Annotated in this window: 13 protein-coding genes; 6 read left to right on the top strand and 7 right to left on the bottom strand. The window is 62.9% G+C overall.

What is annotated here, in order from left to right; all coding sequences use genetic code 11:
- The first annotated feature begins 85 nt into the window (after positions 1–85).
- The 3 genes from HG800_RS02420 to HG800_RS02430 all read left to right on the top strand — a co-directional run bounded on the left by HG800_RS02420 (position 86) and on the right by HG800_RS02430 (position 4,201).
- Positions 86–1,294, top strand: a complete 1,209-nt coding sequence (locus HG800_RS02420; protein ID WP_169973273.1) for a homospermidine biosynthesis protein — start codon at positions 86–88, stop codon at positions 1,292–1,294.
- Positions 1,254–2,273 (top strand): L-threonylcarbamoyladenylate synthase, encoded by a 1,020-nt coding sequence (locus HG800_RS02425; RefSeq protein WP_169973275.1) that lies wholly within the window; start codon positions 1,254–1,256, stop codon positions 2,271–2,273. Before HG800_RS02420 ends, HG800_RS02425 begins: the two co-directional genes overlap by 41 nt.
- Before the next feature lie 290 nt (positions 2,274–2,563).
- Entirely contained in the window at positions 2,564–4,201 is a 1,638-nt protein-coding gene (locus HG800_RS02430) for a hypothetical protein (protein ID WP_169973277.1), read from the top strand.
- Positions 4,202–4,250: 49 nt separating this feature from the next.
- Here HG800_RS02430 and HG800_RS02435 read toward each other — a convergent pair whose 3' ends face one another.
- Positions 4,251–5,156: an alpha/beta hydrolase gene (locus tag HG800_RS02435; protein ID WP_169973279.1), complete on the bottom strand. Its 906-nt coding sequence runs from the start codon at positions 5,154–5,156 to the stop codon at positions 4,251–4,253.
- Between the two features lie 341 nt (positions 5,157–5,497).
- On the opposite strand from HG800_RS02435, the gene HG800_RS02440 reads away from it, so the two are divergent.
- A complete protein-coding gene (locus tag HG800_RS02440) occupies positions 5,498–6,067 on the top strand; it encodes a hypothetical protein (RefSeq protein ID WP_169973280.1) in 570 nt (189 codons plus the stop codon).
- Positions 6,068–6,307: 240 nt separating this feature from the next.
- Here the strand turns inward: HG800_RS02440 and HG800_RS02445 are convergent, their stop codons facing one another.
- The 5 genes from HG800_RS02445 to HG800_RS02465 form a co-directional block, all read right to left on the bottom strand.
- On the bottom strand, positions 6,308–6,949 hold the full coding sequence (locus tag HG800_RS02445; protein ID WP_169973282.1) for a SpoVG family protein: 642 nt from the start codon (positions 6,947–6,949) through the stop codon (positions 6,308–6,310).
- Between the two features lie 34 nt (positions 6,950–6,983).
- Complete coding sequence (ispE, locus tag HG800_RS02450; RefSeq protein WP_169973284.1) at positions 6,984–7,889, bottom strand: 4-(cytidine 5'-diphospho)-2-C-methyl-D-erythritol kinase; 906 nt, start codon at positions 7,887–7,889, stop codon at positions 6,984–6,986.
- Positions 7,890–8,435: 546 nt separating this feature from the next.
- Entirely contained in the window at positions 8,436–9,758 is a 1,323-nt protein-coding gene (locus HG800_RS02455) for a glycosyltransferase (RefSeq protein ID WP_169973287.1), read from the bottom strand.
- Complete coding sequence (locus HG800_RS02460) at positions 9,728–10,939, bottom strand: WD40 repeat domain-containing protein (protein WP_169973289.1); 1,212 nt, start codon at positions 10,937–10,939, stop codon at positions 9,728–9,730. Before HG800_RS02460 ends, HG800_RS02455 begins: the two co-directional genes overlap by 31 nt.
- A 19-nt stretch (positions 10,940–10,958) precedes the next feature.
- On the bottom strand, positions 10,959–11,999 hold the full coding sequence (locus HG800_RS02465) for a hypothetical protein (protein WP_169973291.1): 1,041 nt from the start codon (positions 11,997–11,999) through the stop codon (positions 10,959–10,961).
- Between the two features lie 259 nt (positions 12,000–12,258).
- Between HG800_RS02465 and HG800_RS27880 the strand changes: the two genes are divergently transcribed.
- Positions 12,259–12,384: a hypothetical protein gene (locus HG800_RS27880; protein WP_261345872.1), complete on the top strand. Its 126-nt coding sequence runs from the start codon at positions 12,259–12,261 to the stop codon at positions 12,382–12,384.
- Between the two features lie 591 nt (positions 12,385–12,975).
- On the opposite strand, the gene HG800_RS02470 is transcribed toward HG800_RS27880, so the two are convergent.
- Positions 12,976–13,479 (bottom strand): tetratricopeptide repeat protein, encoded by a 504-nt coding sequence (locus HG800_RS02470; protein WP_169973293.1) that lies wholly within the window; start codon positions 13,477–13,479, stop codon positions 12,976–12,978.
- A 323-nt stretch (positions 13,480–13,802) separates the two neighbouring features.
- On the opposite strand from HG800_RS02470, the gene htpG reads away from it, so the two are divergent.
- Positions 13,803–15,683, top strand: a complete 1,881-nt coding sequence (gene htpG, locus HG800_RS02475) for a molecular chaperone HtpG (protein WP_169973294.1) — start codon at positions 13,803–13,805, stop codon at positions 15,681–15,683.
- Positions 15,684–15,756: the final 73 nt, after the last annotated feature.

Below are 15,756 nucleotides of genomic sequence, written 5' to 3' on the forward strand. Positions count from 1 at the left end.
GCCGGGCGAAGCGTTTGGATCGAGTTCATCGATCCCTCCTGTCACTTGCCTCGTCGTCCGAGACCCCCCTTTTGAGGGTTGGTTCATGGCAGAGAACGCGTATCTTCATCAGATCAGTCGTCACCGGATTGCACCTCCCTCGGTCACGGGCGATGTGTCGGCGGCCGACCTGATTGACCAGGCGATGCTGAGCTACAACGGCGGACGGCTCCGCGAACTTTGCCAGGTCTTCACCCGCAAGATGCTCGAACCGGATTGCACGGTCGGCCTGACGATCTCCGGGGCCTTGACCCCCGCCGGCCTCGGCATGAGCTGCCTCATCCCCCTCATCAAGGCCGGGTTCGTTGACTGGATTGTCTCCACAGGGGCGAACCTCTACCACGACACCCATTACGCCCTCGATCTGCCGCTCCACCAGAGCCTTCCCGGCCTCGACGACTTCCGGCTCCGCGAACACGACATCATTCGCATCTACGACATTGTCTTCGACTACAAGACCCTGCTTGATACCGACGCCTTCTACCGCGAACTGCTCGCCAGCGACGCCTTCTCGCGATCCATGAGCACCGCCGAATTCCATTTCGAGGTCGGCAAGTATCTTCATGCCCGCTCGAGCGCCCTTGGCGGCACACCCGGCAACAGCTTCCTCGCGGCTGCTTACGAGGCCGGTGTCCCCATCTACACCTCCAGCCCTGGCGACAGCTCCATCGGTATGAACGCCGCAGAACGGTCCCTTGCCGGCGGGGCCTTGCAGCTCGATACCCTCCGCGACGTGAACGAAACCGCCGCCATCGTCTACGACGCCAAGCGCAGTGGTGGCACCTCCGGCGTCCTGATCCTCGGCGGCGGCAGCCCGAAGAATTTCATTCTTCAGACCGAGCCGCAGATTCAGGAAGTCCTCGGCCTCGAAGAATCGGGACATGACTACTTCCTCCAGATCACCGACGCCCGCGCCGACACCGGCGGCCTCTCGGGGGCGACGCCTCACGAGGCCATGACCTGGGGCAAGGTCGATCCCGAACGCCTGCCCGACGCTGTCGTCTGCTACACCGACAGCACGATTGCGCTCCCCTTGATCACGGCCCACGCCCTCGCCCGGTGCCAACCCCGACCACTGAAGCGGCTCTACGATCGCCGCAACGAGCTGTACGAGACGCTTCGAGCCTCGTACGAGGACCGTGTTTCCAGCGGCCTGCCCACCGGCATCGCCGCCCGGCAGAAGCAGAAAAGCCAGGGGACCGACGAGCCCTCCCGTGACCCGAGCCACCCCGATACGATCGATCGCGCCCGATAACCCGGACGCCCCGGCCCTGATCGAGGCTGCCGAGATCCTCCTCGCCGGCGGTCTCGTCGCCTTTCCGACCGAGACGGTCTATGGCCTCGGTGCCGATGCCACGAACCCTGAGGCCGTTGCCCGCATCTTCTCCGCCAAGGGCCGACCATCCACCAACCCCTTGATCGTCCACACCGACGGCCCCGAACTCGCTCGCCGTTGTGTTTCCCACTGGTCCGAAGCCGCGGAAACCCTTGCTCGGCACTTTTGGCCGGGCCCATTGACGCTCGTCCTCCCTCGATCTGCCCTCATCCCCGACCTTGTTACCGGCGGACGCGATACTGTCGGCGTGAGAGTGCCCGATGTCCCGGTCGCAAGGTCTCTTATCTCCCGGGTCGGCCGCCCGTTGGCCGCGCCGAGTGCCAATCGCTCGACCGGCATCTCTCCCACCCGGGCAGAACACGTCTCCCAGGCCCTCAACGGACGGATCGATCTGATCCTCGACGCCGGCCCCACCGCCGTTGGGCTTGAATCAACTGTCCTTGATCTGACGAGCGATCCCCCTCGCATCCTCCGTCCCGGCCCGATTCAGGCGGAGGCCCTCTCACTCACCCTTGGTCGAACCGTGCTCGAACGTCATGCCTTGACGTTCGAGCACAACCTCGATGAGCCCGCCGCCAGTCCAGGGTTGATGGCGATCCATTACGCGCCAAGAACCCTTGCGATTCGGGTTGAGCCCGGCGAGCCGATCCCACCGCTCCCATCTGCCGACCGAATCGCTGTGCTCTCGATCGGACCCGCTGCCGAAGCCTTCGGTCCGTTCGGGGTTCGGCTTCGAATCGATCTGGCCGACCCCAAACGCGCTGCCCGAGTCCTCTACGATGCCCTTCATCACTGCGATGCTTCCGGTGCCGAGCTGATCCTGGTCCTGATGCCTCCCGACCTCCCCGACTGGGCCGCTGTGCGAGACCGACTCCTCCGAGCGACCCAACCGGCCTGATTCGATCAGGTTCAAAACGTCACCAAAGCCGAGCGTCAGACATCCTCGGCCTGTCTCTGAATCGTCGAGCGTCGGTTGCGATGTCGAATTTGACGCGGTTCAAGTCAGGTGTTACCGTCAATCTGTGTCGAGGGAAGGTGCGACCCGGGAAGAATTGACCGCGCCATGCCCTGGACCAAAAAGGACGGGGAAATTCTCCCGGTGCATCACGAAACCGATCAGCACTGTTCGTGTCGTGTTCGCCTGGCTACGTCGCATCCTGCCAATCCCTTCCAGGATCAAGAAGGGGCGTGACCTTGGAACCTTGGCCGACGCGGTCGATCTGGCTCTGGGCCGTCCTGACTGTGGGGTTTGTCGGACTCTTCCTGGCACGGTTCCCAACGGTCTCGACCTTTGACAACTTCCTCTTCGCCGACTGGGGCGCGAACCTAACGGTACAAGCGCTCCTTGATCGCGGGGAGCAACCGATTGTCGACTACTTTTATCCGTATGGCTTACTGCCGCTTCTGTTGGGTCGATTCGGGTTCGGACTCTTTGAGAAAACCCCGCAGACCTACCTGGGCTTCATGGTCCTGAGCCATGTGTTCGCGGCCTGGGGAATGGCACGATTGGCGTCGGCTCTGCGCGTTGGCGTGCCAGGCGTGGTGTTTCTGATCGTGACGATTCCTTATGCCTTGCCTTCGACCCATCCCAGCCTAAGCCATGCCCTGGAGACGGTCTTGATCTGTCACGCCCTGGCCGAACAGGCCCGAGGGCGTCGCCACATTGCGCTTGCCCTGGCCACGGCCGCCGTCCTGACCAAGCCGAGCATGGCCTATGTGCTCGGCCTGGTCCTGCTGGGTTTCATCGCCAGGGAACTGATCGGTCGGACGTCAGACCGGTTACGCGAAGGCTGGTCTCAGATCAGACCAGCGTTCCTCACTGCGCTCGGATTCGGTGTCGTACTCGCCGTGGTGTTCGGAATACGACCGCTCATCGGAAGTATTCTTCCACTTCAGGTTGCCTCGCTCTATCGCGATGCGGATTACGGCTTTTTCTTCGGAACAGGACGTCGATTCTGGCTTCCTGACAATGCGGGAGTTCGCCACTATCTCGGAACCCAACTCGGGTTCTGGTTGGCCTCGACGGTTGCCTTGATCGCGGGGGGGCTGAGAGTGCTGGCCCTGGCGATCCGACGTGAGGGGCGTGACGCACGGAACGAATCTCTCTCACATGGTCACGTAAGAGAGATTGTCTTGACCTGTGCAATCCTTCACATGAGCTTTCTTTGCTTCTTCTTCGCGGGAGAAGTTTCCTGGCTATACTACTCGTATCTCTTGATATTGGGCATAACGGCCCTCGGCGGGCTCGGCGCTCCATGGCCCCTGGTTGTCGCCATCCTGGCCACCCTTGCGTTGGTCGCGGATCGAAGCATTCCCGGAGAGGTCGTCGCGGCCTGGGACGGTGGCAGCTTCTCGGCCGATTCTCGCGGACTCTGGACGAGCCCTGAACAGCAAGCGGAGTGGCAGGAGGTCCTTCGTCGCGTAGAAGGCCACCCCACAGCGGTTCTTTCCATGGCGGGTGCGGCTCCGGTCCTCTATCCCGATCATTTTTTGCCTTCCGTAACCCTGTTCCTCCTGCCTGGGATGGAAGGAACCATCGATACGCATCGCATGGCCAGGCACATCCAGTCCGCCGAACTTGTCCTTGTTCCGACCCGCTCCGCACAGGGGATGGGTGTTTACCCGTTTCTGCTCGGATGTCCTGAACTTCGATTGGCGTTGAACGCGAAGGATCCCATCTGGAAAGGATCGTCTTACGCGATCTATCGAACGGGAGAGGATGAATCAAGAGACAAGGACTTCTCGCCGGGTTCGATTTGCCGTAAGGACGACTTCGAATCGCTCGATCGTCCTGAGCACCCTTCCGCACCCAGTGTAACCCCATGACTCCTTTCGAGCCCAATCGGCTGCCAGGGCAAATCCGCTTCATCCCCGGTCATCGACCAGTGGAAGCGACGTGTTCCACCAGCCGCGAGAGTTCGGCCTGAATCCGATCACCCCCAGCGAGAAAGAAGTCATTGTGGTCTGTCGGCACCCGAAAGCTCATCACCGGCCCTCCGGCTGCCCAGGCCAGTTGGTCCGACATCTCAACGGGAATCATCTGATCGTCCGAGCCATGGCCGATCAGGGTCGGGCATCGGATGCCCTCGATCTTCTTCAGGTTCTCGAATCGGTGCTTGAGGAACAGGCCGAGGCCCGGGATCGGGTAGAACCGGCGCACCATGTCCTGCATGCTCGTGAACGAGCAGAAGACCGCCAGCCCCGCCAGTTCCTCCCGGCTTGCCAGGTCCACCGCCACCGCCCCGCCAAGCGACCACCCTGCGGCGATGATCCGACTCGGATCAATGTCCGTTCGACTCCTTAAATGAGCCAGTGCCGCGTCAGCCGTGGCGTAACATCCCTGTTCGCTGGCCTGACCGCCGCTGAGGCCGTAGCCGAGATACTCGGCGATCATGACATTCGCACCCAGCCTCCGAAACGATTCGAGCTGTTGCAGATTTCCGGCCAGGCTATCCCCATTGCCATAGAAAAACAAAATCGTCGGCCGTCGGTCGGCATCCTCCCGGGGCGAACCGTCTGCCTCAAGGGCCGCGCCGAACAACCCGACCACCCGCTCTCCCCCCTCGGCCGTCATTTCCACGCGTTCCAGCCCGTCGCGGGGAACGACGGCGTACACGGCCAGGCCTTGTGACGCCTGGCCGGGAAAGATCAACTTGGCTTGGAATCCTGAAAGCACGAGCATCAACCCCAGGTACACCAGCAGGACCATCCGGATCAGACGAAACAGGACCGCACGCAGCCGGAACGATCGGGAAGCTGGACCAGCGATCGCTTCGTTCATGGTTGTCCGGTGCTCCGACTCCTGGCTACGGATTCTCTCAAAGGATTTTAGTGCACAGACGACGAGAGGCCAGTACCAAACGCATTCTGAGCAGCCGAGGATCCTCCGAAACAGGGATTGCGTAGATCGCTCCCATAACGTCCCCGATCAACTCTCCAGCAGCGAATCAATTCGGGAATTTCCTTGACGTGCTCTCCTGTGGTCAGGAAAGATCATGGAGTGGTCATTACGACAGTGATTCACTTTTTTTTAGTTGTTCAAACACGGACAAAATCGATCCAAGCGCACCAGCGGCCTTGCCGGTTCGACAATTCCCTTACCACCACCAAGGAGAGGTCACGATGCATCGCAATACCCTGGTCGGTTCCTGCGTTCTCGCAGCGCTCTGCGTTGCCTCCTTCCTGACCGCAACTTACGTGGTCGATGCGAAGGTCGTCCCTCCGACGAAGCCCCCTCAGGTCACCATCACCGAGTCAGAGGCCCCGGCTGGTCCCCCGAAGAACGACCCTGGCAACACCATCACCTTGACTTCGGACCAATACCCATCGGCCACGTACTCGGTCAGGATCAAACACCTGGAATCGACGCATAATCATATCGATGTCTCCGCGATTCTCGATCTTCGCAACTCCGCGAGAACCATGAACTTCATTTGGAAGTTGGATGTGACGACTCAGGGTGAACGATTGCCGGTCTTCTCTCACACGTATGGGAACCAGATTGGATCGAGTGCGAAAGGGACTCATATTCGTCCCACCTTCACCGAACGGATCCCGATGTTACCAGGCGATTATTGTGTGACGGTCTCGATTCTTGAGGTCCCTTTTCTTGGGGTAGACGCGTTGAGCGACGACACGGTTGCCCGGAGAAATCTGCTTGCATCCGATACCGGAAAGGTTTCGATCGAGTAACGGGTCCTTGCGATCGGGCATTCCAAGAGTGGTCAGTTCGAAGGGTTGCCGACTTTGTTGAGTCTCCCCCAGGCTTAAGATGCCGTCCATCGCGGACCCTGCCCGAACCGAGATCCAAGACGGACAAAGGCCCACCCCGGCCGAACAAGAAAGAAACGCCGATCTCCTCGCACCTTGCGAGGAGATCGGCGGTCGTTGAGCACCGATTTGTGACGGTCGAGGCGACCGCACCGTCATCGCTCAGAGTCCCGAGCCGAACTCGGCGTCACGATCGACCGGGGCGCTCTGATGATGCCGGGCATCGGAACGCGGGGCGACGTGCGGCCCCCGCAGGACCGACTGGCCCCCCCGGGCGTGCTGGGTGTGGCTTCGCAACGGCCCACGACGCAGCGGAGGGCCGGCCTGGGCGGCAGGCACCGAGGTCTCGTAGGGGTTGGCGGCCGGCATCGGGTCGAAATCGTCGTCGAAATCGTCGTACCGGCAGACGTAACCGGGCATCTTCGAGCGTTCCAGCTCCTCGGCGTAGCTGGCCAGGACTGCGGCCTGGATCTTCTCCCGGCAGCCGGAGTTGATCGGGTGCGCGATGTCGGCGTGCAGCTTGGCACGGCCGTCGGCATCGCGAAGAGCGCGATTCTCATCCAGGCGGGCGCCGCACTGGTTGCAGAACCGAGAGCGCAGGTGGTTCTTCGTGCCGCAGTGGTGGCATCGGTCGGTCAGCTTGCGCGATGGCATGGCCACGAAGAAGCCCTTGGCCCCCTCGATGATCTTTAGATCACGGATGACGAACATGTCATCAAACGTGATGCTGCAGAAGGCCTGCAGGCGCTCGTTGCTGCCGGAGTTGTCCTCCATGAGCTTGATGCGCACTTCGGTGATTTCCACGGCCGTACTCCTTTACGCGGGGTGAATGTCTGGCTCAGGGACCGCATCGGACAACCCGGACCATCCCGATCCCGAGGTCGCCGAGCCGGCTGGCGGCGAGCTCTGCCGCCTCGCGGTTGCGAGCGAGGCCGAAGTAGGCCGAGCCGCTGCCGCTCATCAAGTGCCCGTCCAAGACAGACGAGCCGAGGTCGTTCAGGGCCGCTCGGACCCGGCTCAACGCCGGTTGAATCCGTTCGGCCACGGGTTGCAGCCGGTTAAACAGGCGCCTGCCCAATCGCTCCGAGTCGCCGCTCCGCAAAGCGTCGATCACCGGCTCGATCGGCTCGGGCCGATCCGGCGGGGTCAGCCCGGCGAAGGCGTCCGCAGTGCGAACACCCACGGGCGGGCAGACCAGGATGGCATGGAACCCAGCAATCGTGTCCGGGTTGAGTTTCAAAGGCTCCACGCGCTCGCCCCGGCCTCGGCAGATGGCCACGGGGGCGTCCAGAAAGAATGGAACATCGCTGCCAATCTGACCGGCCAGCTTGCGGAGCCGGTCGGCCGGGGTGTGAAGGTTCCAGAGGTGATCCAGCGCCACCAGGGCCGCCGCGGCATCGCTCGATCCCCCTCCCAGACCGGCCTGGGCCGGAATGGTTTTCTCCAGGGAGATCCGGGCGCCGAGCTGTTCTGTGGCGTCTGATCCGGCCTCCGCTCGAAGTGTCTCGGCCGCCTTCACCACCAGGTTGTCCTTGCCGGTCGGCAGGCTCGGGTCGTCGCACGTCAGGACGATCTGCCCCGAGTCGTCGGCGGCGAGGGTCAGGCGGTCATGAAGATCGATGGCGACCATCAACGTCTCGAGTTCGTGGAAGCCGTCGGGCCGTTTGCCCAACACCTCAAGGAAGAGATTCAGCTTTGCCGGAGCGAGCACTTCCACGCCCTCGGCAAGGGGACGGATAACCATGGAGGCGTACCCTGGTTGTCGTCGCGATGAGCCCCAGAGGAGCCACCCCAATCGTCAATAAGGTTCGGGAACGTCGCGCCGAAGACCGACCCGAGGGTTCGGGTCGATCCCGTCTGGTGATTCAAGGTCGATCGCCGGATGCGTCGCGAAAGCTCGCTCACACGCCAGCCGATCGGTCCCGATCACCGGACCGGGCGTTTCGTCTCGCCTCGCGGTCCCGTCTCGTTCGGCGGTCGTTCTATAACGATCCCGGAAACCCCGCAATATAGAAAAAGTACAATCTCGGAAAACCGATCCGACTGGCGACGGCATTTTTTTCAAAACGGTGGATTTTCCTTGAGCCGACCCCTCTCACCCCCGTTGCCCGCGAACCCCCCTTCGCACCACCTCCGAATCAGTTCGATCCTCCTCAAACCTGCCCGCGCACGATCCGGATCCTCAATGCCAGGCTTCCCTTCCGTCGTCACCAGCCCTTCCTGGCGAGCCATCACGCGCACCCCGTCCCGAACCTCCGGGACAAACGATCCGGGGGCCGGTCGAACTTGCTCAGGGGAGCAGGAACTCCAATCCGGACGAATCCCAGGCCCTCGAAGGAGCCTGCGAGGAACCGGGCCGAATCTCCGAGAAAAACCGACTGTACCCCGCCTCCAACACCTCAGCATCCCAGCGGCGTGCCTCTTCGCGAGCCCGGCGGCGGTGCTCCTCGAAGAAGCCGGGGTCATCCCAGAGCCGTATGATCGCCTCGACCCACGGCGCGACCTCCTCGGCCGTCGGCAGCGTCCGCGTGCTCGGCGTCTGGCGATCGGGCAGCGGCAGGACGATGCCGGCGTCGCCGAGCGTCTCCGGGATCCCCCCCCGATCCGAGCCGATCACCGGGATGCCGTTGATCATGGCCTCGACGGCCACCAGCGGCTGATTCTCCCACCAGAGCGACGGCATCAGGCAGACGCGGGTCTTCCCCCAGAACCGCCGGGGATCGGCCGTGTGGGCCATCAGGAAGACGTTGCCGTGGACGCGCAAATCCAGCCCGCAGGAGGCGAGCGTCCGCTCAGTCCCCCGGGCCTCGACGACGAGCAGCGGGATCTCCGGCCGCCTCTCCCCCAGTCCCTCGGCCATCCTGGCGAACGCCAGGACCCCCTTCTCGAACGACGGATTCACGAAGGTCGTGAAGCGGGGCACGACCTCCCCCGCCTCGACCCGATCGCGATCGACCAGGTTCGGGAGCACGCGACACCGCAGCCCCAGAGCCTTGCCATAATACCCGGCAGCGAATCGGGAAGGGACGCAGACGTGGTCGACGTCGGCGAACGGCCGGCGATCCCCGTAGTGGAGGTTGTGCAGCATGAAGACGGTCGCGATCCCCGAGGCCCTCGCCCTCCGGAAGACCTCCCCGGCCAGCCGACTGCCCCCGTAGCCGACGACCACGTCGGGCCGGAAGCGACGCCGGACCTCCTCGAAGAGCCGGAGGAACTCCCGCCCCTCTTCCTGGTGCGGGTTGTGTGGCCTCGTCGTCGCGTGCAGGTGGACCGTGACCGGGACGCCCCGGACGTCCAGCTTGAGGGAATCCGGGGTCTCGCCCTGGACCCCACGAGCGTCGAGGGTCCACGCCCGGTCATCCCCCTGCTCCCACCCCGCGAACCGCCCGGCGACCCAGGCCCTCGGGTCGTAGTCCTCATCGAGGTCGAGCATCGACCCGCTCAGCACCTCGACCCCGAACCCCCGCCTCGCCAGCGCCTGCATCATCTCCCGGCTCGCGACGGCCGCGCCGTTGGAGTCGTCGAGGTAGCAGTGGTGCGAGGCGAAGAGGATGCGGCGAATCGAAGGAAAGTCTCCGAGGTTTACCGCCACCGGAGATACGGGACGTCCCATATCGTCAGCGGCTCGAACGTCATGGAGCCGCCACCCCCCGGATTCCGCTCGAAACCGGTCTCGGCGAAACCGCCCGAGACGATCCTCAAGCGATCCGGTAAGAACGAAATGTCACGCACGTATCCTGCCGGACCCCAGGCCGCCTGCCGATGACGGCCCTCTCGAGTCTCCCAAAGTCGGATGACGCCGTCCCGATCGCCGGAGACGAGCATGGATCCCCCGGGGTTGAAGGCGAGGAACCGGGGACCTTCTCGAAAATCCCCCACAATGACATCAAAGACCCTTCGATGCGAGTCGAATTCGATAACCTTAATATGATTGTCGCGACCGCCCGCGGCTACCGAGGCGCCATCGGGGCTGATCGCGACCGACCAGATTGCTCCGATGCCGACGTCGAGCATCCGATGACTCCCCGCGTCGGCGTCCCAGAGGCTGATGGTACGCTCGGGGTGTTCGACCTGACCAGGGTCCACGATCGGATCGAGCGAGACCGCGCGACGCCCGTCGCGACTCGCGCCGAACCGCGATTGGATCGAGGGCTGCCAGCCGACCCGGCTGCTCGCCTCCGACCCCTTCACCTCGAAAACCTTCTCCCCGTCGAGGAGCGACCAGGCATGAAGGGTCGAGGAATCGTCGAGCGCCACCACCGTCGCGTCTCCCGCCAGGGCGAGGCCAAGAACGTTCCCGTTCGTCCCGGTGTAATCCCGCTGCCAGCGGCTCGTGGACGCCTCCCACGACTTGACAAGAGAATTCTCATAACGGACATCGCTGACGAACGGACTTCGCCCTCGGAACTCGGTGGAACCCGAGGGCGAGGCCGACAGGATTCGCCGGCCGTCGGCCCCGAAGGCGAGGGCCTGGATGGGGCCGGAGTGCTCCGAGAAATTCAGAAGCTCACGCCCGTCCGCATCCCAGGTTTTGAAGACGTTCTCCTCGAACACGGCCGCCGCGATGATGGAACCGTCAGGGCTCATCGAGACGGCGTGCATCCGCATGAGCGGGCCGCCCCCGATCGCCGCGCGGGGCGTAATCCGCCGCATCGCCAATTCGTTCGGCCCATCCTCTCCCACCGGTCGAGGCACGCGTCGATCCACGCCTTGACCCTGCCCGAACGCCCATGACGCGATGCTCCGGGCCGCGACCCCCGCCAGAGTCGCTTGCAACCAGGTTCGCCTCTTCATCGGTCTCACTCCTTGGTTCTCACGGGGCAACCGGTTCAAACCGATAGTTCGCGCCCAAGCCATCCCAGCTCGGCCCGATCGGCGGTGGTGTGCGCAGCGTCGCCGCTGGCCCTCTCGGCGGGTTGTTCTGGTCCGAGATGAGATCGCCGTTCGTGTCGCGGATCATCCCCCCCGACCACTTCCAGTCCAGTTGAGCCAGGGCAACCCAGACTCCGTCTTGTGGCCGATACATTAAGTAAGTCTGAAACGTCTCGAAGATCAGATTGGTTGGAACACCCGGCGGGACGATTCCGACTTGCATCGAGACAACAGCGTCTGCGTTCGAGTGACCAGTCCAGGGAGTATCACCCATCCGATTCTGTTTCGGCCCAGCCCACGCTACCATGTCCCATTGAGCGGCGATGGGCGTCGCCGACGTGCTATCCGTGATGTACGAAATCTGGGTATTCGGGTAAGAGTCTAGGGCAGTTCCACCTACTCCATCTGACCAGACATAATCTTGATTCCCCCCTCCGAAATTGACAGTCAGACTCCGTTGTGGCTGGATCGTTTGCAAAAACATGAACGAACCACCGAATTCATAAGTCGTCGTGGTCGCCTGGATCCTCATGCCTGCGTTGGCTGGAAAATGTGTCGAGCCAGGACCATGATTGTCCCAGTTGTCGTACTGAATCAAAGCCGCACCGCCGTTTGGTGGTGGATAAGAGGGCTCGATTTTCACAGTTCCTTGATCATAAACACTTAAGCTTGCCGAAGGTTTTATCGAGTCAAATGAGGCTTGAACCTGGACGGAAGTTCCCAGAGCTTGCACATACGTCACACTCACAGATACTGTGTATGTGCGTGGATTCGAATCTACAATAAAGTAATATGACTGGCCTGTCGTGTTGGCGTGAGTCGAGACCGACATCGATGCGGGCGGGGCCTGGCTCGCATCAGCGGAGAGATAGGATGCATAAGGCGTCCCTCCCGACCAATCGATCGTCGCAATCTGCCAATTGAGGGGATCCGGTGACTCAACCCAGAAATACACGACTGAACCTACCGGAACATTCCCCATGTGATCGTAATTCGGTGGATCCCCATTAGGACCACTCAGGCCGCCTCCCGAAGCCCAGACTTCAGGGTAAGGAGGGCTGCCCCCACTACCCCCGCTCCCTCCACTGCCCCCGCCACTACTACCCCCATCCCCACCACTGCCTCCGCTGCGTGCGGAAACCATTGCGTCGAGACCATCCCCGTCGGCTGCGGACGGCGGCAGCGTCATCGGCCGAATCCCGTCGTCGTCCGCCAGGGCCACGGGTGCCGACGAGTGCGGCATGCCTGGCGCCGAGGGCGTGCTGGCGGTCGTCGGAGCAGGCTCCGCGGAGACCGTCCCCGAGGCCTGCGGTACCGCGACGTGCGTGGCGGGGATTGCGAAGGACTCGAACGAGGAAGCGTCGTGATCGACTCCCGAGGGAGACACGATGAGGACCGACGGGATCGTCGGCTCGATCGACGTCTGGACGAGCGGTCGAGTCAGTTCCGAGGTGAGGGATCTTCGAGAAATCGCGGCGCGATCCTGAATCACCGATCCGCGTCGTCGGGACAATTCGGCCGACTCGGACTCGATCGGCATGGCGAGCGAGACGCTTCCGCGTCCTTGCACGGGTCGCGAACGCCCCTCCACCTCCTCCCCATCATCCGAGAGGGATGGTCCCGGCCCGGTGACCTCCGCGAGCATGCCCGGAGCCGACGGAGAGATCGGCATCGGCAGCAGGAAGACCGAGACCGGGCAGATCGCATCGAGGGCCTCGATCAGCGGTCGAGCCACGCGCCGCCGACGGCCCGAAGATTGGGGGGGGGGGAATGAAGAGGTTCATGGAGATGGGTCCCGCTCGGTGTCCGTCCAGGAGTCAAGACGCTGAACCTTGAGCGATTGCGCACGTGAAGGAATGGCGCACCACTGATGTGAGGGCGCAGTAGACTCCTCCGCCATCTCCGTGTCAAGAATTAACCCGGGAAAATGATCGGGAATCATGCAGACGACGTCACGATTACGACCGTCCCAGCCGTTCTGCCTGAGTGCGGATCCGCATCGCCTCCCCCTTCTTCCCGAGCCCCTCATAACAGGCCGCAAGTCCTTCCGCCGCCTCAAAAAATGGCGTGTTCCCCGGGATCTTCCGCGGCAAGCGTCCGGCGAACGATCGGGGCAAGGCCCGCTCGACCAGTTCGAAGGCGTACCCGAAGTGCCCTCGGGCGAGCGAGAAATCCTCGTCCCATTCCAAAGCGATCCGCCCCAGGGCCACATGGACCCAGAGATTGTCTCCGCACCCTTCCAGCGCGAAGCGAAGGGCATCGCGAGCCCCTTCCGGGTCCCCCTCCTTCCAAAGCGTCAAGCCTTCCTCGTAATCGGACCGCCGCTGCAAGACGCAGCGCGGGTGAACCAGCTCATAATCCTCCGAATCGTGAATCCGGCTGATCCCAATCATCCCCCGCCGCCCCCCCTGAGGCGATCCGGGGCCTTGCCTGCGGTCTCCCTGTCCGTGTTGGTCTGACATCGCGCTCGCCCCTTCCTCGACGCTCCACTGACGATTCCGAACACCACCGGTTCCGATCTTCCTATCCTATTCAAGGCGAAGTCACGGTGACAGAGACCGGCCGCGCTTTGGCTGCCATTCTGGCAGGATTGGACACGACCAGGCGAGGCCCCCACGGCCAAACGATTCTTGCGTTACTCTCGATCATTTCAGGAGTTCCGGCAATTCCTCCTCAAGTGGCACGCTGGCTGCGTCTCGGTCCAGGCGAACGCAGGCTCCTTGTTGATTGACCTGCACGTCCTGATGACGATCCATCATGTCGTTCTCAAGGAGAGTCTCGATCCATGTCGACGGCCACCCGAGAGCCCGAGCAGTTCACCTTCCGGGCCGAAATTACTCAGCTCCTTCACCTTCTGGCCCACTCCCTCTATCAGAGCCGAGAGATCGCGCTCCGAGAGTTGATCTCAAATGCCTCCGATGCCCTCGACAAGATGCGCTACGTTTCATTGACCGATGAGGCGCACCGCGAGGCTGCCGAGAACCTCGCCATCACCCTCGAAGGCTTCCCCGACTCCCGCGACCTCATCGTCCGCGACAACGGCATCGGCATGACCCGCGACGAGCTGGTCGAGAACCTCGGCACGATCGCCCGCAGCGGGTCGCTCGAATTCCTTCGCAAGCTTGGCGAGGCCAAGGCCGACATTTCGCTCATCGGTCAGTTCGGCGTCGGGTTTTACTCCGCCTTCATGCTCGCCGAGCACGTGACTGTTCGTTCCCGAAGCTACCGAGACGACCAGGGTTGGGAGTGGCGCTCCGACGGCTCCGGCCAGTTCGAGATCCGCCCCATCGCCAAGGACGACCGCGGCACCGAGATCATCCTCCACCTCAAGAACGACGTCCGCGACCTGACGCGAGACGACCGCATCACCCAGATCGTTCGCACCTATTCCCGCTTCATCCCCCACCCGATCAAGGTCGGCGGCGAGGTGGTCAACGACGTCCGGCCCATCTGGGTCGAGCCGAAAGGGCAGGTCATCGACGAGCAGCACGCCCAGTTCTATCAGCACCTCGCCCACCGAGGGGACGAGTCGCCCCTCTGGCACCTGCACATCGCGGTCGATTCTCCAATCCAGTTCCGCGCCTTACTCTACTGCCCCCGATCGAACCTCGAACGCCTCGGCCTCGGCCGCACCGAGCACGGCATCAACCTGCTCGCCCGCCGAGTCCTGGTCCAGAACGATTGCCGCGATCTCCTGCCCGACTCCTTCCGCTTCCTCTACGGCCTGGTCGACAGCGAGGATTTACCGTTGAACGTCTCTCGCGAGACGCTCCAGGACAACACCGTCATCCGTCGCATCCGGGGGGTCCTGGTTAAGGCGGTCCTCGATCGCCTTGCCAAGCTCGCTGAGGACGACCCCGAGACCTTCCGCGCTTTCCACGACCAGTTCGCCCCGATTCTTAAGGAAGGGGTCGTCTCCGAGTTCGAGCACCGCGACCGAATCGCGTCCCTGCTCCGCTTCGCCTCGTCCCGAGACGAACAGGGCAAGGAGTTGACCTCGCTCGGCGACTATGTGTCCCGAGCCCAAAGTGACCAGACCTCGATTTACTACCTTGGCGGACCCGACCTTTCCTCGATCCGCAAGAGCCCGAACCTCGAAATCTTCCGCCGCCGAGGGGTCGAGGTTCTCTTCCTGACCGACCCCATCGACGAGTTCGTCATGGCCACGCTCGGCCGCTTCGAGGGCAAGGACCTGAAATCGATCGACGCGGCCGATCTCAACCTGCCTGGTCCGGAGATCGAGACTCCTCCGACCGAATCAACCGGCTCGGGCTTCTCACGAGTCCTGGAACTGTTCCGGTCAGCCCTCGGCGACCGCGTCGTCGAGGTCCGCGAATCGAAGCGGCTGACCGACAGCCCATGTTGCCTCGTCAACGCCTCGGGCGGCCTGAGCACCCAGATGCAGCGTATTCTTCAGCAGGCCAACCGCGACGTTCCCCCTATTGGTCGCGTTCTGGAGCTGAACCCCAAGGCCGTGCTCATCGCTCGCCTGGCAGAGCTTTCGAACAACCCGTCCAACGAGGCGTTCATCCATCTCTGTGCCTTGCAACTCTGGTCCAATGCCCTGGCCATCGAAGGGACCCTGGTCGATCCCGAAGACATGGTTGCCCGGGTTCAGGACCTCATGGAGCAGGCCGCAGCCGGAAAGTCCTCCATCATTCATTGATCTGTGACGCATCGGGCCGAGCAGGATCGGCCCGATGCGTCGTGCATCGTTCGGCGAGGCCGGCCACCTCATC

Source organism: Tautonia rosea (assembly GCF_012958305.1).
Taxonomy (GTDB): Bacteria; Planctomycetota; Planctomycetia; order Isosphaerales; family Isosphaeraceae; genus Tautonia; species Tautonia rosea.